The organism is Angustibacter luteus, assembly GCF_039541115.1.
GTDB classification, from domain to species: domain Bacteria; phylum Actinomycetota; class Actinomycetes; order Actinomycetales; family Angustibacteraceae; genus Angustibacter; species Angustibacter luteus.
Genome location: NZ_BAABFP010000008.1, coordinates 298801 through 324231 on the forward strand (window position 1 = coordinate 298801; position 25431 = coordinate 324231).

The 25431-nt window shown below is 73.0% G+C and carries 30 protein-coding genes; 6 read left to right on the forward strand and 24 right to left on the reverse strand.

Features of this window, described 5'->3' with window-relative positions; genetic code table 11:
* Positions 1-65 precede the first annotated feature (65 nt).
* The gene (locus tag ABEB17_RS18420; protein ID WP_345718210.1) at positions 66-548 is read right to left on the reverse strand and encodes a CarD family transcriptional regulator; all 483 of its coding nucleotides are present in this window, start codon (positions 546-548) and stop codon (positions 66-68) included.
* Between the two features lie 314 nt (positions 549-862).
* Here ABEB17_RS18420 and ABEB17_RS18425 point away from each other — a divergent pair, with 314 nt between their 5' ends.
* Positions 863-1288, forward strand: a complete 426-nt coding sequence (locus tag ABEB17_RS18425; protein ID WP_345718211.1) for a hypothetical protein — start codon at positions 863-865, stop codon at positions 1286-1288.
* 15 nt (positions 1289-1303) lie between these two features.
* Here the strand turns inward: ABEB17_RS18425 and ABEB17_RS18430 are convergent, their stop codons facing one another.
* Entirely contained in the window at positions 1304-1984 is a 681-nt protein-coding gene (locus ABEB17_RS18430; protein WP_345718212.1) for a response regulator, read from the reverse strand.
* Positions 1981-3153: a sensor histidine kinase gene (locus ABEB17_RS18435; protein ID WP_345718213.1), complete on the reverse strand. Its 1173-nt coding sequence runs from the start codon at positions 3151-3153 to the stop codon at positions 1981-1983. Before ABEB17_RS18435 ends, ABEB17_RS18430 begins: the two co-directional genes overlap by 4 nt.
* 122 nt (positions 3154-3275) lie before the next feature.
* Between ABEB17_RS18435 and phoU the strand changes: the two genes are divergently transcribed.
* On the forward strand, positions 3276-3950 hold the full coding sequence (gene phoU, locus ABEB17_RS18440) for a phosphate signaling complex protein PhoU (protein ID WP_345718214.1): 675 nt from the start codon (positions 3276-3278) through the stop codon (positions 3948-3950).
* Between the two features lie 105 nt (positions 3951-4055).
* On the opposite strand, the gene ABEB17_RS18445 is transcribed toward phoU, so the two are convergent.
* Genes ABEB17_RS18445 through ABEB17_RS18460 form a run of 4 tightly spaced genes read right to left on the reverse strand, consistent with a single transcriptional unit; the run spans position 4056 to position 8967 of the window.
* On the reverse strand, positions 4056-4808 hold the full coding sequence (locus ABEB17_RS18445) for a phosphoglyceromutase (protein WP_345718215.1): 753 nt from the start codon (positions 4806-4808) through the stop codon (positions 4056-4058).
* A gap of 23 nt (positions 4809-4831) precedes the next feature.
* Complete coding sequence (locus ABEB17_RS18450) at positions 4832-5332, reverse strand: type III secretion system chaperone family protein (RefSeq protein ID WP_345718216.1); 501 nt, start codon at positions 5330-5332, stop codon at positions 4832-4834.
* Complete coding sequence (gene mshA / locus ABEB17_RS18455) at positions 5329-6636, reverse strand: D-inositol-3-phosphate glycosyltransferase (protein WP_378226983.1); 1308 nt, start codon at positions 6634-6636, stop codon at positions 5329-5331. The genes ABEB17_RS18450 and mshA overlap by 4 nt, the downstream gene beginning before the upstream one ends.
* Before the next feature lie 36 nt (positions 6637-6672).
* Positions 6673-8967: a TIM-barrel domain-containing protein gene (locus ABEB17_RS18460; protein WP_345718217.1), complete on the reverse strand. Its 2295-nt coding sequence runs from the start codon at positions 8965-8967 to the stop codon at positions 6673-6675.
* Positions 8968-8992: 25 nt separating this feature from the next.
* On the opposite strand from ABEB17_RS18460, the gene ABEB17_RS18465 reads away from it, so the two are divergent.
* Positions 8993-9808 carry a class I SAM-dependent methyltransferase gene (locus tag ABEB17_RS18465; RefSeq protein ID WP_345718218.1) on the forward strand — a complete coding sequence of 272 codons (816 nt, stop codon included), beginning with the start codon at positions 8993-8995 and terminating at the stop codon, positions 9806-9808.
* 27 nt (positions 9809-9835) lie between these two features.
* On the opposite strand, the gene dacB is transcribed toward ABEB17_RS18465, so the two are convergent.
* The 8 genes from dacB to ABEB17_RS18505 all read right to left on the reverse strand — a co-directional run bounded on the left by dacB (position 9836) and on the right by ABEB17_RS18505 (position 15695).
* Positions 9836-11182, reverse strand: a complete 1347-nt coding sequence (dacB, locus tag ABEB17_RS18470; RefSeq protein WP_345718219.1) for a D-alanyl-D-alanine carboxypeptidase/D-alanyl-D-alanine endopeptidase — start codon at positions 11180-11182, stop codon at positions 9836-9838.
* A gap of 46 nt (positions 11183-11228) precedes the next feature.
* Positions 11229-11654: a D-aminoacyl-tRNA deacylase gene (gene dtd / locus ABEB17_RS18475; protein ID WP_345718220.1), complete on the reverse strand. Its 426-nt coding sequence runs from the start codon at positions 11652-11654 to the stop codon at positions 11229-11231.
* 10 nt (positions 11655-11664) lie between these two features.
* The gene (locus ABEB17_RS18480) at positions 11665-12612 is read right to left on the reverse strand and encodes an asparaginase (protein WP_345718221.1); all 948 of its coding nucleotides are present in this window, start codon (positions 12610-12612) and stop codon (positions 11665-11667) included.
* Positions 12613-12630: 18 nt separating this feature from the next.
* A complete protein-coding gene (locus tag ABEB17_RS18485; RefSeq protein ID WP_345718222.1) occupies positions 12631-13668 on the reverse strand; it encodes a GGDEF domain-containing protein in 1038 nt (345 codons plus the stop codon).
* A 36-nt stretch (positions 13669-13704) separates the two neighbouring features.
* Positions 13705-14097, reverse strand: coding sequence for a phosphomannose isomerase type II C-terminal cupin domain (locus tag ABEB17_RS18490; RefSeq protein ID WP_345718223.1), 393 nt, complete (start codon positions 14095-14097; stop codon positions 13705-13707).
* 7 nt (positions 14098-14104) lie between these two features.
* On the reverse strand, positions 14105-14452 hold the full coding sequence (locus ABEB17_RS18495) for a DUF2516 family protein (RefSeq protein WP_345718224.1): 348 nt from the start codon (positions 14450-14452) through the stop codon (positions 14105-14107).
* A 119-nt stretch (positions 14453-14571) separates the two neighbouring features.
* Complete coding sequence (locus ABEB17_RS18500; RefSeq protein ID WP_345718225.1) at positions 14572-15162, reverse strand: hypothetical protein; 591 nt, start codon at positions 15160-15162, stop codon at positions 14572-14574.
* A gap of 11 nt (positions 15163-15173) precedes the next feature.
* Positions 15174-15695 (reverse strand): helix-turn-helix domain-containing protein, encoded by a 522-nt coding sequence (locus ABEB17_RS18505; RefSeq protein WP_345718226.1) that lies wholly within the window; start codon positions 15693-15695, stop codon positions 15174-15176.
* Between the two features lie 92 nt (positions 15696-15787).
* Between ABEB17_RS18505 and ABEB17_RS18510 the strand changes: the two genes are divergently transcribed.
* A complete protein-coding gene (locus tag ABEB17_RS18510) occupies positions 15788-16342 on the forward strand; it encodes a hypothetical protein (RefSeq protein ID WP_345718227.1) in 555 nt (184 codons plus the stop codon).
* A gap of 9 nt (positions 16343-16351) precedes the next feature.
* Here the strand turns inward: ABEB17_RS18510 and ABEB17_RS18515 are convergent, their stop codons facing one another.
* The 4 genes from ABEB17_RS18515 to ABEB17_RS18530 all read right to left on the reverse strand — a co-directional run bounded on the left by ABEB17_RS18515 (position 16352) and on the right by ABEB17_RS18530 (position 19401).
* Positions 16352-16927, reverse strand: coding sequence for an RsiG family protein (locus tag ABEB17_RS18515; protein WP_345718228.1), 576 nt, complete (start codon positions 16925-16927; stop codon positions 16352-16354).
* A gap of 17 nt (positions 16928-16944) precedes the next feature.
* Positions 16945-17784, reverse strand: coding sequence for a beta-keto acid cleavage family enzyme (locus tag ABEB17_RS18520; protein WP_345718229.1), 840 nt, complete (start codon positions 17782-17784; stop codon positions 16945-16947).
* Between the two features lie 97 nt (positions 17785-17881).
* Positions 17882-18913: a CAF17-like 4Fe-4S cluster assembly/insertion protein YgfZ gene (gene ygfZ / locus ABEB17_RS18525; protein WP_345718230.1), complete on the reverse strand. Its 1032-nt coding sequence runs from the start codon at positions 18911-18913 to the stop codon at positions 17882-17884.
* Positions 18910-19401, reverse strand: coding sequence for a heme-binding beta-barrel domain-containing protein (locus tag ABEB17_RS18530; protein WP_345718231.1), 492 nt, complete (start codon positions 19399-19401; stop codon positions 18910-18912). Before ABEB17_RS18530 ends, ygfZ begins: the two co-directional genes overlap by 4 nt.
* A 149-nt stretch (positions 19402-19550) precedes the next feature.
* Here ABEB17_RS18530 and ABEB17_RS18535 point away from each other — a divergent pair, with 149 nt between their 5' ends.
* Entirely contained in the window at positions 19551-19913 is a 363-nt protein-coding gene (locus tag ABEB17_RS18535) for a DsrE family protein (protein ID WP_345718232.1), read from the forward strand.
* On the opposite strand, the gene ABEB17_RS18540 is transcribed toward ABEB17_RS18535, so the two are convergent.
* From ABEB17_RS18540 to ABEB17_RS18555, 4 genes are all read right to left on the reverse strand, one after another.
* A complete protein-coding gene (locus tag ABEB17_RS18540; protein WP_345718233.1) occupies positions 19907-20515 on the reverse strand; it encodes an arsenate reductase/protein-tyrosine-phosphatase family protein in 609 nt (202 codons plus the stop codon). The genes ABEB17_RS18535 and ABEB17_RS18540 overlap by 7 nt on opposite strands.
* Positions 20516-20647: 132 nt before the next feature.
* The gene (locus ABEB17_RS18545) at positions 20648-21115 is read right to left on the reverse strand and encodes a DapH/DapD/GlmU-related protein (protein WP_345718234.1); all 468 of its coding nucleotides are present in this window, start codon (positions 21113-21115) and stop codon (positions 20648-20650) included.
* A 55-nt stretch (positions 21116-21170) separates the two neighbouring features.
* On the reverse strand, positions 21171-21974 hold the full coding sequence (locus tag ABEB17_RS18550) for a hypothetical protein (protein WP_345718235.1): 804 nt from the start codon (positions 21972-21974) through the stop codon (positions 21171-21173).
* Positions 21975-22014: 40 nt separating this feature from the next.
* A complete protein-coding gene (locus ABEB17_RS18555; RefSeq protein ID WP_345718236.1) occupies positions 22015-22254 on the reverse strand; it encodes a MoaD/ThiS family protein in 240 nt (79 codons plus the stop codon).
* Positions 22255-22498: 244 nt separating this feature from the next.
* Between ABEB17_RS18555 and ABEB17_RS18560 the strand changes: the two genes are divergently transcribed.
* Positions 22499-23227 (forward strand): winged helix-turn-helix transcriptional regulator, encoded by a 729-nt coding sequence (locus ABEB17_RS18560; protein WP_345718237.1) that lies wholly within the window; start codon positions 22499-22501, stop codon positions 23225-23227.
* 146 nt (positions 23228-23373) lie between these two features.
* On the opposite strand, the gene ABEB17_RS18565 is transcribed toward ABEB17_RS18560, so the two are convergent.
* Positions 23374-25260 (reverse strand): bifunctional metallophosphatase/5'-nucleotidase, encoded by a 1887-nt coding sequence (locus tag ABEB17_RS18565; RefSeq protein ID WP_345718238.1) that lies wholly within the window; start codon positions 25258-25260, stop codon positions 23374-23376.
* Between the last annotated feature and the right edge of the window lie 171 nt (positions 25261-25431).

A 25431-nucleotide genomic window follows, 5' to 3' on the forward strand; every position in this document is an offset into this window, starting at 1 on the left:
GACTCAGGGACGCGAAACGGCGGGGCACCCCGATGGGGCCCCGCCGTTTCGGCGACTCGGTTGGCTCAGGAGGCCAGGACCTCGTCGAGGATCGCCTCGGCCTTGTCCTCGTTGGTGTGCTCGGCGAGCGCGAGCTCGCTCACCAGGATCTGCCGGGCCTTGGCCAGCATGCGCTTCTCGCCGGCGGACAGGCCGCGGTCCTTGTCGCGGCGCCACAGGTCGCGGACGACCTCGGCAACCTTGATGACGTCACCGGAGGCCAGCTTCTCGAGGTTCGCCTTGTAGCGGCGCGACCAGTTGGTCGGCTCCTCCGCGTGCGGGGTGCGCAGGACCTCGAACACGCGGTCCAGGCCCTCCTGCCCGACGACGTCGCGGACACCCACGAGGTCGAGGTTCTCGGCTGGTACTTCGATGGTCAGGTCACCTTGGGCGATCTTCAGGACAAGATAGATCTTGTCCTCCCCCTTGATCGTGCGGGTCTTGACCTCTTCGATCACTGCTGCCCCGTGGTGCGGGTAGACGACCGTCTCGCCGACTGTGAAGACCATGTGCTCTTATCCCCTTTCGCGGGTCTCCAGAATATCACGCGAATCCGGGCACGCAGAAGGTGTCAGATCTGTATTCCTGCAGGTCAGAGGCCCTCTTTGTCACCTCACGGGGTCTTGACAGACCCGAATTCGCATGCTTCGCGCGCGTAGGAGGACGGCCTGCCGGCCCACCCGGACGCCGGCCCGATACGCTGTGCGACGGGTTCGGCCGACACCGGTCGGACCATGCCAGCCGGTCGCCAGATCCGAGGAGTGTCGTCGCCGTGATGCGTCCCAGCCGCCGGGCTCTGGTGGCCCTCACCCTCGCCGGATCGATGACCACCCTGACGGCCTGCGCCGCCTTCTCACCGATCACCACCGATGAGAACTACGACGCCGCGAACGGGGTCACCGCCACGGTCGGCAGCGTCGTCGGCCGCGACCTCGTGGTGATCGGCGACAAGGGCAAGGAGGGGCTGCTGTCCGGTGGCCTGGTGAACCAGGGCCAGGAGGACGTCAGCGTCGTCATCACTGCCAAGGGCCAGCCGCAGCCGGTCACTGTCATGGTGCCCAGGGGCGGGCTCGTCAGCCTGGGCAGTGGCGCCGACCAGACCAGCGTGGTCGTCGGCAACCTGACCGTCGCTCCCGGCTCGCTGCTGGACGTGACGTTCTCCAGCCCGACCGGCGGCGACGTCGTCACCGGCGTCCCGGTCCTGACGCCGACCGCCGAGTACGCGACGGTCACCCCCACCGCCGACTGACCGTCCGGGCGACGCTCAGGCGTCCAGCTTGTAGCCCAGCCCCCGCACGGTGGTCAGCATGGTCGGGTGGCCCGGATCGGGCTCGATCTTGGCGCGCAACCGCTTGACGTGCACGTCCAGGGTCTTGGTGTCGCCGACGTAGTCGCTGCCCCACACCCGGTCGATCAGCTGGATCCGGGTGAGCACCCGCCCCACGTTGCGTAGCAGCAGCTCCAGCAGCTCGAACTCCTTGAGCGGCAACGCCACCGCCGCGCCGTCCACCGTGACGACGTGCCGCTCGACGTCCATCCGGACCCGTCCGGCGTGCAGCGTGGGCGCCAGCAGCTCCTCCGGCTCCTGGAGCCGGCGCAGCACCGCCTTGACCCGGGCCAGCAGCTCGCGGCTGGAGTAGGGCTTGGTGACGTAGTCGTCGGCGCCCAGCTCGAGGCCGACGACCTTGTCGATCTCGGAGTCCTTCGCGGTCAGCATGATGATCGGGACCTGGCTCTGCGCCCGCAGCCGCCGGCACACCTCGGTGCCGGACAGGCCCGGCAGCATGAGGTCGAGCAGCACGAGGTCCGCGCCGGCCCGGGCGAACTCGTCGAGCGCCTGCTGCCCGTCGGCGGCGACCGCGACCTCGTACCCCTCCTTGCGCAGCAGGTACGACAACGGGTCGGAGAAGGACTCTTCGTCCTCCACGACGAGGATGCGGCTCATCCGCGGGCCTCCTGGTTGGTCGGGTGAGCGGTGGACTCGGCGAGGTCGGTGGGCGCCGCGGGCAGCCGCATGGTGAACGTCGACCCCTGCCCGGGCTGGCTCCAGACGGTGACCTCGCCGCCGTGGTTGGCACTGACGTGCTTGACGATCGCGAGGCCGAGGCCGGTGCCGCCGGTGCTGCGCGAACGGGCCGGGTCCACGCGGTAGAAGCGCTCGAAGATGCGGACCTGCTCCTCCTCGGAGATGCCCACGCCCTGGTCGCTGACCTGCACCTCGACCAGTCCGTGGTGCAGCGTGACGGCGACGGCGACGCGGGTGCCGTGCCCCGAGTAGGCGATGGCGTTGTCGACCAGGTTGCGCAGCGCCGTCATCAGCAGGTCACGGTCGCCGAACACGCGGGCTGCCGGGTCGCCCGAGACGGCGAGCTCGACGTCCTTGGCCGCGGCGACCAGCCGGCAGCGGTCCACCGCCTCGGCCACGACCTCGTCGATCGACACCATCTGCGGTGCGTGCAGGGTGTCGGCGACCTGCAGCCGCGAGAGGTCCACGATCTCCTGGACGAGCCGGCTCAGCCGGCCCGCCTCGACCTGCATCCGGGCCGCGAAGCGCTGCACCGCGGCCGGGTCGTCGCTGGCGTCCTGCACGGCCTCGGCCAGCAGCGACAGGCCGCCGACGGGGGTCTTGAGCTCGTGGCTGACGTTCGCCACGAAGTCCCGGCGCACCTCCTCGACGCGGTGCGCCGCCGTGCGGTCCTCGACCAGCAGCAGGAGCAGGCCGCCGGACAGCGGAGCCACCCGCGCGCGCACGGTCAGCCGGGCCGGGCCGAGCGGACCGCGCGCCAGCTCGAGCTCGCTCTCCCGGATGACTCCGTCCCGGCGCACCTGGCGGACCAGGTGCCGCAGCTCGGGGTGGGTCAGGTCGGACCCGGAGACGATGCCGTAGGCGTACGCCGCCGGGCTGGCCTTGAGCACCGAGTCGTCGCCCGCCACCACCACGGCGCTCTCGCGCAGCACGGCCAGCACGTCGGCGACGCCGCGCGGGACGGCCGGCTCCGGTTGTACCGGGACGGCCTGCTGCGCCCGCTCGGACCAGCGGACCGCGAGAAGGGCCACCGCACCCAGTGCGAGACCGGCGACGCCACCCAGCGTCGCTGCCGTTGCTGCATCCACGGCACCAGCGTACGCACGATCTGGACGGGGTCCGTGCCACGCGCGGGTCGCTGACCTGCGACTTCAGCGAATGTTCACCTCGGCACTGGCATCCGTTCACCAGGTGCTGACACCCTCGCCGCATGCGCAACGCGTTCCATGAAGGACTCGACCACACGTCCGACCAGCTCGTCGAGATGACCCGGCTCGCCGGCTCGGCGATCGCCCGTGCCACCACGGCGCTGCTCGACGCCGACCTCGCCGTCGCCGAGAGCGTGATCGCGGCGGACGAGCAGATCGACCGCATCCAGCGCGAGCTGGACGAGCTCGCCCTGGACATGCTGGCCCGTCAGCAACCGGTCGCCACCGACCTGCGGACGATCGTCACCAGCATGCGGATGAGCGCGGACCTGGAGCGGATGGGCGACCTGGCCCGGCACGTCGCGAAGGTCGCCCGCCGTCGGTACCCCGACTCCGCCGTCCCGGCGACGCTGCGCGCGACGCTGCTGGAGATGGGTCAGGTGGCCGAGCGGATCGTCGCCAAGGCCGGGTCCGTGATCGCCTCCCGGGACGTCGCGCTCGCCGTCCAGCTGGAGCAGGACGACGACGAGATGGACCGCCTGCACCGGCAGCTGTTCAACCAGCTGCTGAGCGGCAACTGGCCGTACGGCATGGAGGCGGCCGTCGACATCACCCTGGTCGGCCGCTACTACGAGCGGTTCGCCGACCACGCCGTGTCCGTCGCCCGCCGCGTCGTGTACCTGGTGACCGGCGAGTGGCACGAGTCCTACGACCCCACCGCCGCACACACCCCCTGACCCCAGCGCGGCGCCCTCCCGGCAACCCCGGATAGTCCGCTATTCGGGGTCATCCGGCCGCCATGACCCCGGAAAGACCGCTATTCGGGGTGATGGGGGGCGGGCTCAGCGGCCTTGGTTGGCGACCGCGGCGGCGGCCTCGGCGGCGGCGTCCGGGTCCAGGTACTCCCCGCCCGGCGTCAGCGGCGTCAGCTCGGCGTCCAGCCGGTAGACCAGCGGCATACCGGTCGGGATGTTCAGGCCGGCGATGGTCTCGTCGTCGATCCCGTCCAGGTGCTTGACCAGAGCCCGCAACGAGTTGCCGTGCGCGGCGACCAGCACCGTCTTGCCGTCGACCAGGTCGGGCACGATCCCGTTGTGCCAGTAGGGCAGGAAGCGCTCGAGGACGTCGGCCAGGCACTCCGCGCGGGGGGCGGCGGCCCCGAGGTCGGCGTAGCGCGGGTCCCGGGACTGGGAGTACTCGGAGTCGTCGTCCAGCGGCGGCGGCGGGACGTCGTACGAGCGGCGCCAGAGCATGAACTGCTCCTCGCCGAACTCCTCCAGGGTCTGCTTCTTGTCCTTGCCCTGCAGCGCGCCGTAGTGCCGCTCGTTCAGCCGCCAGCTGCGCCGGACGTTGATCCAGTGCCGGTCCGCGACGTCCAGCGCGATGTTCGCCGTCGTGATGGCGCGGCGCAGCAGGGACGTGTGCAGGACGTCGGGCAGCAGGCCACGGTCGCGCAGCAGCTCGCCGCCGCGTCGTGCCTCGGCCTCGCCCTTCTCCGACAGGGCCACGTCCACCCAGCCGGTGAACAGGTTGCGGGCGTTCCACTCGCTCTCGCCGTGGCGGAGCAGGACCAGCGTGTACGGCTCGGCGCTCATGCCGGAAGCCTAGCGAGCGGAGCTCAGCGCCCGGTGTCCAGGAGGTGGCGGAACGCCTCCAGGTTGCGGGTCGACTCCCCGCGCGAGACCCGCCAGTTCCACTCGCGCTGCATCGAGCTCAGGAACCCGATGGTCAGCAACGGGTCGAAGGACGAGTCCGCGGCGTCCAGCAGCGCGCCGAGCAGGCCGTCCAGGGTGTCCTCGGTGACGCCGACCAGCGGCAGCCGTCCGACGAGGTAGACGTCGCCGGCGTCGTCCGCCGCGAAGGCGATCCCGGTCAGGCGGGCGTTGCGCCGCAGCAGCCAGCGACTGAACTGCTCCGCGTTCTCGTCGGGGTGCCGGATCACGAACGCGGACGCCGACAGCGAGTGGTCCCCGACGAGCAGCGACACCGTGGTGCGCAGCTTGTGCTCGCCGGGGAGGGTGGCGACGACCTCGCCGGGCCGGCCGCCGCGCTCGTGCTCGATCCCGGCCGCCGCCAGGTGGTCGAGCACCAGCTGCTCGACCTCGTCGCGTGATGTCACCGCACCGACGCTACCGGCGCACCCGGCCGGGCGAACGTCGACGTCGCCGCCTCGTACGCCAGCTCGAGGCCGTCCACGGTCGCGTCCCAGCTGAAACCGGCCGCGTGCTCGACCGCACCAGCCGCCAGCTCGGCCCGTCGCGCGTCGTCCAGCAGCAGGGCCTCCAGGTGAGCCGCCCACTGCGCCGGATCGTGCCCGGACACCAGCTCGCCGCTCACCCCGGGCGCCACCGCGTCGCGCAGCCCGCCGACGTCCGCGGCCAGCACCGGCGTCGCGCAAGCCTGCGCCTCCAGCGCCACCAGCCCGAACGACTCGCTGTACGAGGGGACGACGACCAGGTCCGCCGCGCGGTACCAGTGCACCAGCGCGTCACCCTCGGCCGGCTTCTCGAAGCGCACGCAGTCGTCGATGCCGAGCTCGCGGGCCAGCCGGATCAGCGAGGTGGGCTCCCGCAGCCCGGACCCGCTCGGCCCGCCCACCACGGCGACCACCAGCCGGCGGCGCAGCTCGGGGCGTCGGGCCAGCAGGTCCGCGGCGGCCCGCAGCAGCACGTCCGGGGCCTTGAGCGGCTGGATGCGTCCGACGAACAGCAGCAACGCGGCGTCCGGCGCCACGCCCAGCACGGCGCGCGCGTCCGCCCGACCGTCGGACCCGTCGGCGCCACCAGAGCCACCGGGGGTGAAGCGCGCGAGGTCCACGCCCGGGTGCACGACGCTGACCCGCCCTGGGTCGGCGCCGTACAGGTCCACCAGCTGGGTGGCCTCCTGCGCGGTGTTCGCGACCAGCCGGTCGGCGGCCTCGACGACCTGCTGCTCGCCGATCTCACGGCCTGGCGGCTCGGGGTCGTCCCCGTCGGCCAGCGCGAGGTTCTTGACCCGCGCCATGGTGTGCATGGTGTGCACCAGCGGCACCTGCCAGCGGTCGGCGGCGAGCCAGCCGACCTGGCCGCTGAGCCAGTAGTGCGAGTGGATCAGGTCGTAGTAGCCGGCGGGGCGGGCCGCCTCCGTGCGCATCACGCCGGACGCGAAGGCGCACAGCTGGCCCGGCAGGTCGTCCTTGCCCAGCCCCTCGAACGGGCCGGCCGTCACGTGCCGCACGAGCACCCCGGGGGCGAGCTCGGCCGCGGGTGCCAGGCTGCTGCTGGTCGCCCGGGTGAAGACCTCGACCTCGATGCCGCGCTGCGCCAGCCGGCGAGCGGTCTGCACGACGTACACGTTCAGGCCGCCGGCGTCCCCGGTCCCCGGCTGCGCGAAGGGGGAGGTGTGCACGGCCAGCATGGCCACGCGGCGAGGGAGGTCCGTCACGCCGTAGGCAACGCAGACACGGGGCTCCCCTGTTCCTCAGGAGCCGGTGGAGGAGTCGGGTACCCCGCTGGGGGGCTGGCTGGGTGCCAGCAGCCCGGCACCGGCGAGCGCCTGGCGGGCCGCCGCACCGTCGTCGTCGCCGGCCCGGTAGAGGACGACCGGACGTCCCAGGGATGCCGAGATCGTCACCTGCTCGGGCACCGCCACGTCGGTGGCGGTCGCCCCGCCGGCCGGGACGTCCGGCTCGGCGACCGCGTACCGCTCGCCGGTGAACAGGTTGACCCAGGTGCCCGGGGGCAGCTTGGCCTGCACGGTCCGCGCCCCGGCGGTCAGCACGGGGACGACGAGCAGGGAGCGGCCGAAGAAGTACTCGCCCTGGGTGCTGTCCTGGCTGAGCCCCGGCTCGCTCAGCCATACCGGGCGGACCACGGGCAGCCCGTCCCGCTCGGCCTGGCGCACCGCGGACCGCCGGTACTGGGCGAGGGCCGCGTAGATGCGGCTGCTGCGCACGAACGCCTGCAGCCGGGCCGGGGAGTCCCAGACCTGCGGGGTGCCCGCGGGCCGGTCGCCGTCCGAGGTGACCAGCAGCGCCCCGAAGGCTTGCAGCTCGGCCCAGCGGCTGAGCAGCTCGTCGCTGCGGCCGCGGCGCCGGCCCGCCCAGCTGGACACCGTGCTCGTGCCGCCGACCGCCGAGTACGCACTGGTCATCCCGGACAGCCCGGCGTTCAGCACGGCCGGCAGGACGCCGTCCAGCCCGCGGTCGGACCAGTCAGTGGCCTGCTGCCCGAGGCCGAACGCGCCGGCGGCCTGCACGGCGTCGCCACCCGAGGTGTCCTGGAGCAGCAGGCAGTCCGGGCGGCCGGCACTCACGCAGGCCCGCCGGGTCACCGCCGCCCACAGCGCGGGCCACGTGCTGCGCAGCCCGTCCACCTCGCCACCGGCCGGGCGCGCCGCCGGCGGCAGCTCGGCGCCACCCAGCACCTGCCAGCCGGAGAGCCGTTCAGCGCGCATCCGGTTCGCCAGCACCTCGGCGTACCAGCTCGAGGCGGCCGGCTGGCTCAGGTCGACGAGCACGCCGGGCACCGAGCCGGCGTCCGCGTCCGGTACGGCCACCGGCACCGGTCGGCCAGCGGCGTCGACCACCAGGTAGCCGCGCTGGCGGGCGGTGGCCAGCAGGTTCGGCTCGTCGTCCGGGCCGGCGGCACGCCGGTGCAGGGCCAGGCTCGGGCTCACGCTGGTCAGCAGGCGCACGTCCTTGGCCGAGAGCCGGTCGACGAGCGCGCGCCACTGCGGGTACCGCCGTCGCTGGCCGCCGTCGGCCACCAGCAGGGCGGCGACCGACGCGTTCGCGTCCAGCAGGCGGACTGCGGTGCGCAGCACTCGCTGGGTGCTGCCCCGGACGGCGACCACGGCACCGGCGCTGGCCCAGACGGGGAGCGTGGGCATCCGGCCGACGTCGGCGGAGTGCGCACCGACCATCTGCGCGGGGGTGCCGTCGTACAGCAGGGACGTCAGCTCGGGCGACCAGACGGTGGTGTCGACCCGGCCGCGGTGCCGTAGGTCGAGGGTGGTGTACGCGGACCCGTCGACGGCGAAACCGTTGGACGCGCTGGACAGCAGCACGGGTGCCGGCGCCAGCGAGGCGCCCGGGGTGTCCTGGACGTCGGTGCCGCGGCTGACGATCGGGTAGCGGCCGTCGCGGAGCAGCTCGGCCGCCCCTTGCGCACCACCTCCGCGGAAGGTGAACCCGTTGCGGCGGTAGGCGTGCATCGCTACGGCGTCCGCCCCGGGGACGCTCACCTGGAACACGATCCGAGAGTCCGGGGCGCGCCGGGTGATGGTCAGCGTGAACGGCAGCGAGTCCCGACCGTGCGGCTGGTCGTGGAACACCCGGCCGGTGTACGTGACCGCTCGCTCGCCCAGGACGCGTCCGGTGACCTGCAGGTTGCCCAAGGACTGCTCGACGACCTCGCGGACCCGCCACTGCGGCCCGTCGTGGGCGGACCAGCCGCCGGCCTCGGGCGTCGCGTCGCGCCACTGCAGGTGCCCGACGGCCGCCGTGAACGGCGCCGCCTGGTCGACCCCGCGCCACACGGTGGCCGACTGCCGGCTGACCAGCAGTCCCCCGGCGGCGAACTGCACGTACACCCCGTTGCCGAGCGACACCGCGCCGCGCAGGGCGGGGGTGACCTGCAGCAGCCCCGGCTCGAGATCACTCGCGTCCCGCTGGTCGCGCAGCGCGGGGGCCTGCCAGCCGAGGGCGATGCTCACGCTCGCCAGCACCGCGAACCCAGCGATCCCGGCGATGAGGACCCGAGTGGCGCGACGCACCCGCTGAGCATGTCACCCTCGATCCGTGCGGGACGACCTGGGACGACGCGGGCAGCGGCCCGTCGGTGCGATCACCCGCGGCACCACGAACCCGAACCGGCTGCGCCGGGTGGACCGGTGGATCGCCGGCCCGCTGGCCGCGCGCTGGCGCTCCGTGGCCGACCCGCTGGTCGTGGACCTCGGCTACGGGGCATCGCCGGTGACCGCCGTCGAGCTGCTCGCCCGGTTGCGCACGGTGCGGCCGGACGTCGAGGTGGTGGGGCTGGAGATCGACCCGGCCAGGGTGGCCGACGCCCTGCCGCTGGCCGGTCCTGGGCTCACGTTCGCGCTCGGCGGTTTCGAGGTGCCGTTGCCGCGGGGGCGTCGCCCGGTGGTGGTCCGGGCGTTCAACGTGCTCCGTCAGTACGACGAGAGCGAGGTCGCCACGGCGTGGGCCACCGTGCGGGGCCGGCTGGCCGAGGGTGGTGTGCTGGTCGACGGCACCTGCGACGAGGTCGGGCGGCGCTCGACGTGGGTCGCGGTGGACCGCGAGCGAGGGCCGGTCTCGCTCACCCTGTCGATGCGCCTGCGCGGGCTGGACCGACCCTCGGACGTGGCGGAGCGGCTGCCGAAGGTGCTGATCCACCGCAACGTCCCGGGCGAGCGGGTGCACGGCTTCCTCAGCGCGTTGGACGACGCCTGGGCCCGCGAGGCGCCGATGGCGGGATTCGGTGCGCGGCAACGGTTCCTGGCGACCGTGCACCGGGTCGCGGAGGCCGGCTGGCCGGTGCTGGACGGCCCGGCGCGGTGGCGGCTGGGTGAGGTGGGGGTGGCCTGGGACGCCGTGGCACCAGGTGGCTGACGGCGGGCGGCTGGACTGACCAGGTGGTCAGTAGCAGCCGGTGACGGTCGCGGCGAGGACGTCCACCCGGTTCTTGATCGCCGTGGTCGCGGTCTTCCCGTTGACCACGAACGCGAACGCCTTCAGCCGTCCGTCGGTACCCGTCGCGTACCCGACCAGGCTGACGGCGTCCTGGAGGGTGCCGGTCTTGGCGACGACCTTGCCCCGCGCGCACGTCGCCTGCTTGACGAAGCGCTTGGTCAGGGTGCCGGTGCGGCCGGCGAGCGGCAGGCCGCCGGAGCGCAGCACCGCCAGGTCGCTCTGGCCGGACTCGAGGAAGTTGTCGACGACCCGGGCGAGCTGGCCCGTCGTCAGCCGGTCGCTGCGGGACAGCCCGCTGCCGTCGAACATCGCACCCGCGGGGATCTGGACGCCGTCTCGGGCGAGCACGACCCGCTGGGCCTGGGCGGCTCCCGTCCAGGTGGCCGCGTACCCGGCCTTGGTGGCGACCAGCCGGTTCAGCGCCTCGGCGTGGTCGTTGTCGCTGACCAGCAGCATCTGCTTGACGATGGCGTCCAGGCGCTGGCCCTGCACGCTGGCCAGCCCGGTGGAGGGCCGGGGGGCGGTGCGGCGGGACACACTCGTGATGGTGGCCCCGCGGGCCTTCAGCTTGGCCGCGAACACCTTGGCCGCGTCCAGCGAGGTGTCGGTGGCGTGGTGACCGTCGACGACGAGCGCGCGCACCCAGCGCACGTCGGTCGGCACGTAGCTGGCCTTCCAGCCGCGGGCCAGTGAAGGGCGGGAGAAGACGTGGTCGTCGGCGAAGACGCGGAGCGAGGTCATGCCGCTGACCTCCGCGGCGGTCTGGTCGGCCAGCACGTCCAGGTTCGCGCCGGACAGGCTCGGGTCGCCAGCGCCGACGAGGTAGACCCAGCTGGGGTGGGTCGCGTCGCGTCGCACCGTGGTGGTGAACCGGTGGTCCGGGCCGAAGACGGTGAGCGCGTTGGTGGCGGTGATCAGCTTGGCGGTCGACGCCGGCATCCGGCCCACCGAGCCGTTGCGCGACCAGACGACCCGGTTGCTCGCGACGTCGATGACGGTGCCGCTGTAGTGGGTCCCCAGCACGCTCGCGGCGGCCCGGGTGCTGAGCCGGGCGGCGATCCGCACGTCGGCAGTGGTGGGCACGTAGGTCGTGGCGACCGCCGCGGTGGCGGCGGTCCTGGTGGCGGCTGCGGCCGGGACGGCGGTCCCCGCTCCCGCGACGAGCGAGCCGGCCAAGGCGGCGAGCAGAGCAGCAGGGACGAGCGCTGAGCGCGGTGCGGGCATGCCCTGTGGATCGGCCGGGCGGCCCACGACCTTGACCGGTTTCGGGCCGATTCCTCCCAGGCTGGCCATCGGCTCACCATAGCCTCAGAACCCGCGAGTCAGGCCTGCGCGGTGCTCACGACTCCAGCAGCAGGGTGACCGGGCCGTCGCCGACGAGCTCGACCCGCATGTGCGCGCCGAACTCGCCCGTCGCCACCCTCAGCCCGCGCTCGCGCAGCGCCGCGACGACGTCCGCGACCAGCGGTTCGGCGACCGGGCCCGGCGCGGCCGCCGACCACGACGGCCGCCGGCCCTTGCGGGTGTCCGCGTAGAGCGTGAACTGGCTGACCACGAGCACCTGGGCGCCGACGTCCAGCGCCGACCGCTCGTCGTCCATGATGCGCAGCTCGGCGACCTTGCGGGCGATCGTGGCCACCTGGTCCGGCCCGTCGCCGTGGGTGACCCCCACGAGCACCAGCAGCCCCTGGCCCTCGATGCTGCCGACCACCTCGCCGGCGACCCGCACCCGGGCCCCGTCGACCCGCTGCACGACCGCGCGCACGCCCGCGACCTCAGCCGAGCGGGAGCGCCCGCACGGCGCCCACCGGTTGGCCGTGGCCCAGGACGGGGGCGGCCCGCAGCGCGTCGAGCGCGGACGCCGGGACGCCGGCCACGCGCAGCGCCTCGGCCATCACCACCGGGCGGGCCCGCTGGCCGCCGTCCGCGATCTTCAGCGCCACGGCGTGGCCGTCGTCCAGCGCCGCCGCGTACACCGCCTCGGCGCCGTCCTTGGCGATCAGCCCCGGGACCGCCCGGATCAGCGCCGTCACGTCCCGCCGGGTTCCGCCCAGGTACTCGGGGTGCGCTCGCACGGCGGCGGCGACCCGGCCGGCCTCGGACGCCGCCGGGGCCACGGCCATCGCCTGGAAGCTGCGGGCCAGTCCGGTCAGCGACTGCGCCATCACGGGCGCACCGCAGCCGTCGACCCCGGTCGCCGTCACGGGCTCCCCGGCCAGCTCGGCCAGGGTCTGGGCGATGGCCTGCTGCAGCGGGTGGTCCGGGTCCCGGTAGGTCGCCAGGTCCCAGCCCGCGGCCACGCAGGTGGCCAGCATCGCGGCGTGCTTGCCCGAGCAGTTCTGCGCCAGCGGCACCGGCTCCAGGCCGGTCGCCAGCCAGGCCCGGCGCTCGACGTCGTCGTACGGCAGGTCCGCGGTGTTCTGCAGGGAGGTCTCGTCGAGGCCAGCCGAACCCAGGATCCGCTGCACGGCGCTCAGGTGGAACGGCTCGCCGGAGTGGCTGGCGGCGGCCAGGGCGAGCAGCTCACCGTCCAGGTCGAGGCCGTGGCGCAGCATGGCGACGGCCTGCGCGAGCTTGTTCGACGACCGGGCGAAGATCTGCTCCTGGGGGTCGCCGGCGGCCGCCAGCACGTCGCCGTCCGGACCGAGGACGACCACGCTGCCGTAGTGCACGGACTCGACGAAGCCGGAGCGCACGACGTGCGCGAGAGGTGTGGCGGGCATGCGCCGAACCTACGGGACTCAGCCCCGGTCGGCGGTGGCCACCCCGACGAGCTCGCGGGCTTCGCTGGCGGCGACCACCCGGTCCCGACCGGCCGCCTTGGCCCGGTACAGGGCCCGGTCGGCCTCGCGCAGGGTGGTGCGCGGCTCGTTGCCCTGCTCGTGGCAGCTGACCCCGGCGGACCAGGTGATGTCGGGGTGCAGCAGGCTCCACTGGCCACGCAGGCGGGCCATCACGGACGCGGCGCCGAGGCCGTGCGAGCTCACCTGCGGCAGCACGAGGACGAACTCCTCGCCGCCGTAGCGGGCCACCAGGTCCGAGCCGCGCACGCAGCCGCTCAGGGTCTGCGCGAAGTCGACCAGCACCTGGTCGCCGAAGGCGTGCCCGCCGCCGTCGTTGACCTGCTTGAAGTGGTCCAGGTCCACGACCACGACCACGTCCCCGCCGCTGAGCCGGGACATCGAGGCCTCCAGCGCGCGCCGGTTCGGCAGTCCGGTCAGCGGGTCCGTCTCAGCCTGGTGGGCCAGTCCTTCGGTGCGCACCTTGCTGGCGGAGGTCGCCAGCGCGAGCACCTCGGCCAGCACCCCCCAGACCAGGCCGGCGAGCGCGAGCCGGACGATCTTCTCCGGTCCCAGCGAGCCCTGCAGCACGACCCAGACCCCGGCCGCCGGGAGCATCAGCAGCAGACCGGCGTGCACCCGGCCGACCAGGCCGACGTACATGAACCAGAGCGTGAGGAAGCCGGTGTACGCCGACCCCACACTGGGGGCCACCGTGCCGAGCACCGCCAGCATGACCAGACCGGCCGCCGGGTAGACGACCAGCATCCTGGTCCGCCAGCGGTCCCAGGGCAGCCACGTCGTGGCGGTGGCGCACCCGGCAGTGAGCACGCCGAGCACGGCACTGCTCAGCGACGCCCGGTCGGCGCCGGCCACCCACCACCCGGTGGCCGCGACCAGCAGTCCCTGCAGCGCCAGCAGCCAGCGCCCGAGGCGTGCGGCATCGGACGTCCCACGGACGTCGACGACCGCCTCCACGCGTTGCCGGAGCCATTGCACACCCGGACCATCGTCCGGTCAGGCCCCGCGCTTGAGTCAGCGGGCGTAGTCGTCGTCGAGCCGCACGATGTCGGACTCGTCGAAGTCACCGAAGGCGATCTCCAGCAGTCGGCCGGGCGCGTCGCCCGAGTTGCCCATCCGGTGCGTCGCGCCGCACGGCACCCACACCTGCTCACCGGGCTTCGCGACCCAGCTCTCGTCGTCCACGGTGATGTCGATCGGCACGTCCAGGACCTGCCAGAACTCCCCGCGGTGGCCGTGCTTCTGCAGGCTGAGCCGGTGCCCGGGCTCCACCGTGATGATCTTCACGGTGACCGGGAGGTTCGACACCAGCTGCTGGAACTGCCCCCACGGCCGGTTCACGACGAACGACCCGGGGCGCGGGTCGTTCGTGGTCGGCTCGTTCGTGGTCGGCTCGCTCGTCGTCATCTGGTGCTCACCAGGGTCCGTAGGGGCCGCTCGAGGTACCGCGGCCGCCACCCTGCACCTGCTTGAGGGCGGGCTTGACGTCGACGTGGTAGACCGCGGCGGCCACGAACGCGACGATGGACAGGATCTGCAGGGGGCCGAGGATCGACTGCCAGCTCGGCGGCAGCGGCGTGGACACGAAGCCCAGCGCCGTCGCGACGCCCAGGATGATCAGCCAACGCTGCTTGGTCATCTTGCCGGCGGCCACGAACGCGTCCGGTCGACGCCGGGCGGCGTCCACCAGGGCCACGACCTCGACGACCAGGGCCGCCATGGCGAGCGCGATGAACACGATCGTCTGCGCGGATCCCAACATGCGGGAGAGTCTAAGGGACGTCGCGCCGCCCCCGGGACCGGAACGGACGACGGCGCCCCGACCAGCAGGTCGGAGCGCCGTCTTCCCGGGCCGGAGGAGCCCAGCTGTGCAGCGAGAGGTCAGTCGCCGACCTTCTCGGCTGCGGCCTCGGTGGCCTTGACGGCCTTCGTCGCGGTCTTGCGCGCGCTGGTCGCGGTGGCCTTGGTGGTGCTCTTGGCGGTGGTGGCGCGCTTCTTGGCGGTCGTCGTGGTGCGCTTGACGGCCTTCTTGGTGGCCGGCGCGGCCACGGGGGCCTCACGCTTGGCGGTGGTGAACGTGGCCTTGGCGGCGGTGCGGGTCTCGTCGGCGGCCTTGCGGGCCGTGGTGACGGCGGCCTTGCCGCGGGACAGGGTGACCTTGCCCTGGGCGAGCAGGTCCTGGGTGGCCTTCTGCTGGCGGATCCGGGTGACCAGCTTCTCGCCGCGGGCGGCGAGGTCGCCGTAGGTCTCCTCGGCCTTGCCGGCGATCTCGATCGACTTGCTCACGGCCTGGGTGGGGACCTGCTTGGCCTTGCCCTGCAGGGCCTTGACGTCGACCTCGAGCTGGACGCCGGAGGCCTGCGCGCGCACGGCGCGGACCTTCTCGACGACGAGGTCGGTGGCGCCGACGAGGGCGAGCACCGGGGTGGTGTCGGTGACGGTCTTGCGGATGTCGTTGACCAGGGTCGTCACGAGCTGCTCCTTCAGGTGGTGGGCTTGCGCGTCGTGCGCGCGGTGGAGGTCTTCTTGGCCGTGCTCTTCTTGGCGGTGGTCTTCGTGGCGGCCTTGGCGGTCGCCTTCTTTGTGGCGGTCGGCTTCGTCGACGCCGCCTTCGTGGTGGCCCGCTGGCGCGGGGCGGCCGGTGGCGCGGCGTCCGCCGGCGTGCGGTCGTTCTCCGAGCAGAAGGACTCGTAGATGTCGAGCAGCACGCGCTTCTGCCGCTCGTTCAGGCCGAGGTCGCCGAGGATGGCGGCCTTCACCTCCACCTGGGTGGCTTCCTGCTCGTCCAGGATCCCGGCCCGCACGTACAGCGACTCCGCCGAGATCCGCAGCCCCTTCGCCAGCGACTGCAGGATCTCTGCGCTGGGCTTCTTGAGCCCGCGCTCGATCTGGCTGAGGTAGGGGTTGCTGACGCCCGCCGCTTCGCCGAGCTGGCGCAGCGAGAGCTTCGCGCTGTGCCGCTGCTCCTTGAGGTACTCCCCCAGGTCAGCGCGGATGGACGTCATGCTTGCCATCGTGCTTGCTCTAGTTAGCAAATGCAACCCGAGGCGGGCGTGAAGCCGCTCACATCGCCCACCGCGAGCCGCTTCGTGGTTCGATGACGCCTGTGCAGCCGAGCGCCCAGGACCAGGCCGTCACCACGCCCCGTTGGCGCCGGGCGGTGATCCGCCTCGCGTCGCTGCAGCCTCGGGGAAATCCCAGCGGACTCGTCTACGGGATGATCGTTGCCTCCGTCGTGGTCACCGCCGAGGTGCACTACGAGGCCTCGCACGTCCAGGTCGTCGTCGCGACCGCGGCCACCGTCGTCGTCTACTGGTTGACCCACGTCTACTGCCACCTGATCGGCGAGTCGATGGGGGGCAGCACCCGGCGCCTGCGCTGGCAGGCCGCGCGGCACACGCTCGGCTCCGAGGCCACGGTCCTGTGGGGTGGCGGCATCGAGGTGCTGGCCATCACCGTCGCCTACCTGCTCGGCCTGGACTCCTCCTCGGGCGACTGGGTCGTCATCGCGGTCACCACGACCCTGCTCTTCTGCTGGGGCGTGGTGATCGGCGTCCGGAACGAGGCGCGCGGGCGGTTCGTGCTGCTCGACGCCGTGTTCGCTGCCTCGCTGGGCGCCATGGTCGCCGGGCTCAAGCTGCTGCTCAAGTAGCGCGAGCGCTCACTCGGCGGTCAGCACGTCCTCGACCCGGGCCTCGCCCTCGCGGTAGCGACGCGCCACCTCGGTGGACATCAGGTCCATCACGGCCTGCACCTGGTGCCGGGTGTCGCTGACCGCCTGCTCCAGCTCGACCAGGTGCTCGATCGCCCGCACGATCGCCTCGTCCGTCAGTGCGGACGGGTCGCTCGCCTGGACGTCGGCCACCGCCTGCTCGGCGGCGCGGCGGTGCTCCCCCACCCGCGAGGGGTCGGTGGTCAGGTGCCGGCCCAGACCGTGGTCGGCGCGCGGCGCGTCGGCGAGCGCCTGGGACAGGTCGCGGGCCAGCTCGGCGTCGGTGCGCTCACCCTCGACGGGCCCGTCCTGCGGCAGCTCGCGCTGCTGCTGCTCGGCGCGCAGCAGGTCCAGGCGGCCCTGCAGCAGGCGCCGGGCGAAGCTGAGGTCGACCTCCTCCTGCTCGGCGAGGTGCCGGCGCTCGCGCAGGTCCTCGAACGGCAGGCCCTGCAGGTCGTCGGCGAAGCCGTCGGCCAGCACGCGGTCGATCGGACGGCGGCCGCCGGGGTGGGACTCGGTGGTCATGAAACCTCTGCTCGCACTCAGGATCGCGCGCGTCGGTCGCGCACAGCGAGCAGGCTACGCGCTTCGGCGGTGGTGATGGCAGGTCTCTGCATCAGATCGGCGAGCGCGGCGGCCCGGGCGACCAGCTCGGCGTTGTCCCGGACCGGCCGGCCCTTGGCGTACATGAGGTTGTCCTCCATGCCGACCCGCAGGTGGCCACCCATCCCGAGGGCCGCCGCGGCGATCGGCAGGTGCGCCCGCCCGATGCCGGTGGCCGACCACGAGGTCACCTCGGCGGGCAGCGCCTGCACGCCCGCCACCAGGGCCTCGACGGTGCCCGGCATCCCGCCGGGGACGCCGGTGACGAAGTCGACGTGCACCTTGCCGCCGTAGGGCAGGCCGTAGGTGTCGAGCAGCCGGCGCAGCGCGGCCACGTGCCCGAGGTCGAACAGCTCGAACTCCGGGACGACCTCGCGCTCCTGGGCCTGCTGGTAGAGCTGGCCCATGAACGGGTACGGGTTGAGGAACACGTCGTCCCCGAAGTTCGTGGTGCCGCAGGTCAGCGAGCAGGAGTCCGGCTCGGCGTCGAGCACCTTGAGCCGGCTCTCCAGCGGGTCGTGCACGCTGCCGCCGGTGGACAGCTGGACGATCAGGTCGGTCTGCTCGCGCAGGGCCTGGACGGTGTCGTGCAGCCGCTGCGGGTCCAGCGTCGGGCGGTGCTCGTCGTCCCGGATGTGCACGTGGACCAGGGACGCCCCGGCTGCCTCGCAGGCCTTGGCCTCGGCCACGAGCTCGTCGAGCGTCGTCGGCAGCTTCGGGACGTCGTCCTTGGCGGTCTCCGCGCCGGTGGGCGCGACGGTGATCAGGGTGCCGGGCATGGCGGCCATCCTGCCATCCCCCTCCCCGCGGTGATCATGCACGTTCGCCCACGCCACCGGGGCGAACGTGCATGATCACCGCGGGGTTGGGGTGCCGTCAGGGGGAGACGACGACCTCTTGGGCCGCGCTGACGCCGTCGACCAGCAGCACGGCGTCGACGGGCAGGTTGCGCTTGACCACCGCGAGCGCGATGGGTCCCAGCTCGTGGTGGCGCGCGGACGTCGTCACCCGGCCGACCGCCCGGCCCTCCAGCTCGACGGCGGAGTCGGACGGCGGCAGCAGGTGCGCGGACCCGTCCAGGTGCAGCATGACCAGCCGGCGCGGCGGGCGGCCGAGGTTGTGCACCCGGGCCACCGTCTCCTGCCCGCGGTAGCAGCCCTTGGTGAGGTGGACGGCCGTGCGCAACCAGTCCACCTCGTGCGGGATCGTGCGGTGGTCGGTCTCCAGACCCAGCCGCGGTCGCCAGGCCGCGACGCGCAGCGCCTCGGCCGCCCAGGTCCCAGCCAGCGGCCGGTCGCCGACCGCGTCGGCCAGGTCACCGCGCGGCACCAGCAGCTCACGCCACTGCCGTCCGGACGCCGGGTGCTCGGCGTCCGCCACGGCCGCGTACGACACGCTGCCTGGCGCCACGGTGGGCCACGGGTCGAGCCAGACCACGGGTTCGCCGTCCACGCCCTCGCGGCCGATCGGCTCACCCAGCACCGCGACGTCCGCGCTGCGGTCGGTGATCTCGACCCGGAGCATGAACTGCATGCTGCGCAGCCAGCCGACCAGGGCGTCGCCGGTACCCGGCTCGGCCGTGATCCAGGTGGTCTCGCCGTCGTCGACGACGTGCAGGGCGTGCTCGACGTGCCCCTTGGGGCTGAGGATCAGGGCCTCGGTGGAGGTCCGCGGTGCCAGGCCGGTCAGCGCCTGGGTGGTGATCGAGTGCAGCCAGGACAGCCGGTCCGGGCCGGTGACGGTGACCACCGCGCGGTGCGAGAGGTCGACCACGGCCAGCCCCTCGTCGAGCAGGCGCTGCTCGCGGGTGGGGTCGCCGTAGTGCCAGGCGACACCGGCGTCGGGACCCTCCGCGGCCACCGCGCCGGAGCGGTGCAGCAGCGGGTTGTCGCCGGTCTGGACGCTCATTCGACCCGCTTCAGCTGGGCCGAGGCGTGCGACTGCATCGGCTGCCCGACGGCCGCCATGTCCATGACCCACATCAGGTCGCCGTCGACCAGGCCGTACATCCGGGTCGCGGCGGTGTACTCCTTGGCGGTGGGCGTGCGCGCCACCAGGTCGGTCTCCAGGGTGACCCGGGCGCCGTCCGCCGTGCCGACGTAGATCTCCACGTAGCCGGTCGGGTGGGTCAGCAGCACCTCGAGGTCGCCGCCGTCGCCGATCCGCCAGAAGCCGGTCTCGCTAGCCAGCGGGCGCACCTTGGCGCCGTCGTCGTCCAGCAGCCAGGCCTGGGAGCGGTAGTGCAGGAACGGGCGGCCGTCGTGCCGGAACTCGACCTCCTGGCCGAAGTTCGCCGACTCGATCGTCGGGTACCCGACCACGCCGGCACCCTCCCAGCGGCCGATCAACCAGGCCAGCGGGACGAGCGGGGTGGGCAGGTCGGCGTCCAGCTGCACGGCGGTCAGCTCTGCCCGCGGTAGAGCCGGTAGACGACGAAGCCGCTGAACCAGACGATGACCAGGGCACTGGCCGCCAGCAGGCTGGTGTAGAAGATCTCGAGACCACTCACGGTTCGATCGTAACCGCCCCCGGATAGCGTGCCCTCATGGAGCGCTCACTCGTGGTCAAGGTCACCGCCGGCGCGGACGCACCCGAGCGGTGCGCACAGGCTTTCACGGTCGCGGCGACGGCCGTCGCGGCAGGCGCGGAGGTGAGCCTGTGGCTGACCGGCGAGGCCAGCTGGTTCGCGCTGCCCGGCCGGGCCGAGCAGTTCGAGCTGCCGCACGCGGCGCCGCTGGACGGCCTGCTCGCCGCCGTGCTGGCCGAGGGCCGGGTGACCTTGTGCACGCAGTGCGCCGCCCGCCGCGAGATCACCGGGGACGACGTCCTGCCGGGAGTGCGCATCGCGGGCGCCGCCGCCTTCGTCGAGGAGTCCCTCATGGACGGCGCGCAGGCCCTCGTCTACTGACCGCCGATGATCGCCCGGGCCAGCACGTCCACGGTCGGCACCAGCTGCTTCGTGGTCCGGACGTAGTCGGAGTTCGAGCGCCCGTAGGGGTCGTCGATGTCGTCCAGCTCACCGCGGGCGGGCCGGACCTGCCCGCGACGCTCGACCGCGACGCGAGGCAGCTCGCGCACGCGCGACGCCGGGTCCTGGGGCAGGCCGGCGAGGTCCGCGCCCTCCAGCAGCCGCCCCAGCTCGCGCAACGTGAAGGAGTAGCGCAACGCCCGGGGCACGAGCTGCGCCACCCGGGACCGGTGGGTCCGGTCGGCGGTCACCACGAGATCGGCCCCCTCGACCATGGCCGCGGTCAGCGAGCGGGCGCGGAACCCGTTGGCCTCACCACCCAGCCCGGCCAGCTGGCGCTGCGCCTGCTCCGTCATCGCCTGGTCCTCGAGGGCCCTGATGCCGGCGGACTCCACGGACACCTGCTCGGCCCGGACTCCAGCCTCAGCCAGGTAACCGCGCAGCAGCGCCTCCGCGAGGGGCGAGCGACAGACGTTCCCGGTGCACACGACCAGCACGCGCGCGGGCGCCGTCCGAGCCTCGCCCAGATCCCGATGGGACACCTGACGCCTCCGCCTTCCGAGACCGACCTCGCTCGCGCCTGCATGCTTCCGGTCCACGATCGTAGGTCGCCCGCGCAGCGCGGCGCTGGACCCTTGTGGGTGGAGCCTGGGCAGATCTCGTGAACGGCCGGCTCAGGCCCGGGGTTCGCGAATGACCGCCTCGGCCGCCGTGGCCGTCGCCCCCGCAGGGACGTCCTTGACGATGACGGCGCCGGCGCCGATCCGCGCACCGTCGCCGATCGTGATCCGGCCGATGATCTTCGCACCGGCGCCGATGTACACGTCGTCGCCGATCGTCGGCGCGCCGGCCCGGGGGTGCCCAGGGAAGTCGTTCTTGCCGATGGTCACGTGCTGGTAGATCACTGCGCGGCTGCCGATCCGCGCGTACGGGGCGATGAAGACGCCGGCCGGCTTGTGCGGGAACCTCGGCTCGTCGGCGAACTCCGCCAGCAGCGAGATGTACCCGCCCAGCTGCTCCAGGTACCGCTTGTAGATGGCCGTCTGCAGGCGGCCCCACGGGGTACGGCGGTTCCGGCCCACGAGCCGGGCGCGGAAGGTCCACAGGCCACCGTTCATCCGGACCCAGGCGGCTAGCAGCACGGCCCGAGCGTAGTGCCTCCCGCTGCTGCCGCAGGCGGGCCAGCCGCAGAAACGCTCAGCCCAGGGCCAGGCGCAGCACGACGTAGGCGACCATCCCGGACGACGCGAGCGGTGCCGCCGACAGGGCGAGCCAGCCGGGGGCGCGTCCGGCCGCCGGGAGCACCGAGAGCAGGCGGTGCAGCACCAGGGCGACGGCCGCGCAGAGGCCGCCGCAGACGGCCCCAGCGAGGGCGGTGCCGTCGTCCAGCGCGGTGCCCAGCAGGGCACCGACGGCCGCGGCCACCACCATCGCGAGCCCCATGATCAACCGCGACGACACCGGCGCCAGCAGCACGAGCAGGGCCACCGCCACGCAGACGGCCCAGGTCAGCACACCCGCCGCGCCGGCCGGTGCGTCCACCAGGGCGAGCACGGCGCTGACCGAGCCCAGCACGACCACGCCCGCGATGGTGCCGGACACGGACTCGACCAGCCGGGGTCGACCGTCCCTACGCAGCAGCTGGTGGACGAACTCCGCCACGACCGCACCGGCGAGCGCCAGCGCGAGCCACTCGAGCCGCGGCTCGGCGTCCGCCAGGGCCACCGACAGCACGGCGGCGGTGCCAGCCAGCGCCAGCACCGTCGTGGTGCCGCGCGGGGACGGCAGGTCCACCAGAGCCGGCCACCCCCAGGCCAGCAGGCCCACGGTGACCAGCGCGGCGACGACCAGCCCCACGGAGCCGGCGTAGGCACCGAGGGCGAGCAGCCCGGCGAGGACGGTGCTCATCCCCGCCGTCCAGTACCGGATCGCGCCGGTCGGCGTCGCAGGCAGGCTGGGCACGATGTCGCGCTCGCCGGTGGCGTCGTCGGTGCCGGTCACGGCGTCATCCTGCCAGGTCGCCGGGGGGCGCACGGACGCCTCATCCACCGGCGAACGGGGGCAGCACCTCGACGGTCTGCCCGTCCACCAGCGTCCGGTCGTCGCGCACGACCTGGCCGTCCACGAGCACGGAGCTGCGGCGCACCACCTCGGCCAGCGGCCCGGGCCGCGCGCACAACGCGGCGACGACCTCCCGGACGGACGCCGCGACGAGCCGCTCGTCGTCCGTGCCCGCGGCGTCCCGGGCGCCCGCCCAATACCGCACCGTCACCTCGGCCACGCCGCCCGCTCCCTCCGTGTCGTGCTCGTTTCGGCCAGCACACGCCCGTGCTCAACGTCTCACCCCGCGGGACGAGACTCCACCGGCTGGGACGCCGTGCCCTATCCTGAGCCAGTCGGCCATCGTCGCCCGACCCCAAGGGTCGCGCGGGCGCCGTCAGTCTTACAGCACCACTGCACGATGGCATCAGCACTGCACGATGGCATCGCCGGCCCGATCCGACGCCGGAAGGAGGGCCTGACTCGTGGCGAGACTGCTGCTGCTGACCAACGACCTCGCGCCCAGCGCTGAGGTCGTCCCCGCCCTGGGGCTGCTGGCCCACCAGATCCGCGTGCTGCCCGCCGAGGCGTCCGCGCTGGTCGAGACCCCGCCCACGGACGCCGTGCTCGTCGACGCCCGCCGCGACCTCGCCCCGGCCCGCTCGCTGTGCCGCCTGATGCGCACCACCGGCCTGTCGGTGCCGCTGCTGCTGGTGGTCACCGAGGGCGGCCTGGCGGCCGTGAGCGCCGAGTGGGGCGCGGACGACGTGATCCTGGTCAGCGCCGGGCCGGCCGAGGTCGAGGCCCGGCTGCGGCTGGCGATCGGGCGGTCCCTGATGGTCGCCGAGACCGACCACGACCTGGCGCCCGAGATCCGCGCCGGCGACGTGGTGATCGACGAGACGACGTACTCCGCCAAGGTGCGCGGGCGCTCACTGGACCTGACGTACAAGGAGTTCGAGCTGCTGAAGTACCTCGCGCAGCACCCGGGCCGGGTCTTCACCCGGGCCCAGCTGCTGCAGGAGGTCTGGGGCTACGACTACTACGGAGGCACCCGGACCGTCGACGTCCACGTGCGCCGGTTGCGCGCCAAGCTCGGCCCCGAGTTCGAGCAGCAGATCGGCACCGTGCGCAACGTGGGGTACCGGTTCGTCCCCCCGGGCCGCGACGGCGTCGAGTCCCGCGTCGGGGCCGACGTCCCCTCCCCCGCCTGACGCCCCCGCCTGCCCCCCTGCGTGACCCCACCCGCACGACACGCTTCCGCCACCCAGTCCGGTTTCCGCCACCCGAGCCGGTTCCTGGGGAGGAAACCCGGCCCGGGCGGCGGAAAGCGGCCTGAGCGGCGGAAGCGTGGGTGGCGTTACGGGACCTGGGTGATCCGGTCCGTCTCGATCGGCGCGTACGGCGAGTGCGCCGTCAGGTAGTTCGCGAAGGCGTCGATGTCGAGCCCACCGATCAGCTTGTTCGTGCCGCCCGCGAACGAGGCGAAGTTGTCCCCGCCGTCGGACAGGAACGAGTTCGCCGCGACGCGGTACGTCGTGCCCATGGCGATCGGTGTCCCGTCCAGCGCGACGCTGCCCGGCACGACCTTCGAGCCGGCCGGCGCCGACGCGCTGTAGGAGTACGTGAAGCCCTCGCTGACCTGCAGGATCTTCACGGCCGGGGCGTTCGCGCCCGACCACTGCTGCTCGAGCAGCGCGTAGATCTGCGCGCCCGTCAGGTCCATCGACACGACGTAGTTGTTGAACGGCTGCACCGTGAACGCGGCGCCGAAGTTCACGTCACCGTTGGCCAGCGGCACCAGGTCGGCCCGGATGCCACCCGGGTTCATGAACGCGATCTGCGGTGCCACGCCGTTGCTCACGGTCGACGCGTCGTTCTTCTGCGCGTCGGCGATCAGCCGCCCGAGCGAGGTCTCGACGTCCGCGCCGGTCTTCGGCAGCGTGACGCCACCCGCGACCTGCCCGATGACCTTGCTCTTGATGGGCGCGACCAGCGTGTTGTACGTGCTGATCAGAGCGGTCTGCGCGGCGTCCTTGGCGACGTCGCGGGTCACGATCATGTTCGAGCCCTCGACCGACGAGCGGACGATGTCGTTCTTCTTCAGGTCGTACGTCAGCTCCGTCTCGGTGTACAGCCGACCGAAGGACGACGCGCTCGTGATGAGCCGCTGGTTGCCGTCCGGGTCAGCCTGGGAGCAGATGTACGGCTGGTGCGTATGGCCCGAGATCACCATGTCGATCTGCGGGTCCAGCCGGCGGGAGATGTCCAGGATCGCGCTGTCCCCGGTCAGCTGGGCGCCCTTGACGCCGTTCTTGGTCTCCGTGGAGCAGGTCGCGTCGTACGGCGGTGCGACGTTGTAGGTGCCGTGCTCGGCGGTGTACGTGGTGACCGCGGGCGTGCCGCCCTGGTGCACCAGCACCACGATCGCCTTGACGCCCTTCTTCTTCAGCTCGGGCACCAGCAGGTTGGCGGTGGTCGCCTCGTCGTCGAAGGTGAGCCCCGCGATGCCGGACTTGGTCACGATCGACGGGGTGTCCTTCAGGGTCATGCCGATGAACGCGACCTTGGCGCCGTCCTTGAACGTCTTGATCCAGTACGGCGGCAGGATCCGCTTCAGCGTGCCGGTGTAGCGCACGTTGGCCGCCAGGATCGGGTACTTCGCGCCGGTGAACGTGTGCGCGGCGCAGGAGTTCTGGTTGTTCGCGCCGCCCGGGCCGTCGTCGATGCAGCCGCCCTTGGCGATCCGCTGCAGCTCCTTGTAGCCCTCGTCGAACTCGTGGTTGCCCACCGAGGTGACGTCCAGGCCGAGGGAGTTCATCGCCTCGACCGTCGGCTCGTCGTGGAAGGCGGCGGACAGCAGCGGCGAGGCGCCGATCAGGTCACCCGCGGCAACGGTGAGCGAATCCTTGTGCCCCGCGCGAGCCTGCTTGAGGTGGGTGGCCAGGTACTCGACGCCACCGGCCGGGACGTTCGTGGCCGTCGCCTGGAAGGCGCCGGTCGTCGCGTTCTGCGTCTCCGTGTACCCCGTGGTGATCACCCCGCTCGAGCCCGCCGGCGCCTCCAGGTTGCCGTGGAAGTCGTTGAACGAGAGCAGCTGGATCTGGGCCGTGGTGGGCTTGGGCGGCTTCGGTGGCTTGCCGTGACCGCCGGCGAGGGCGGTGGACGGCGACATCGTGACGGCGAGCGCGGCGGCCGAGGTGACGGCCAGGGCCTGCGCGAGCCGCAGGTGGCGACGCGATGACATGACACTCCCTGAGTGGATCGGATCGTCGGACGGGGTGGATCCTCCAACTTGTCCGGCACCGTAACGTCAGTCGGGAACGTCCGACAGACGGCAGATGTCACGAAAGCAGTACGTCGGGTGGCCAACAGGTGCCAATCGGCACCCGGACGGGTCGCGCCCTAGGCTCAGCCC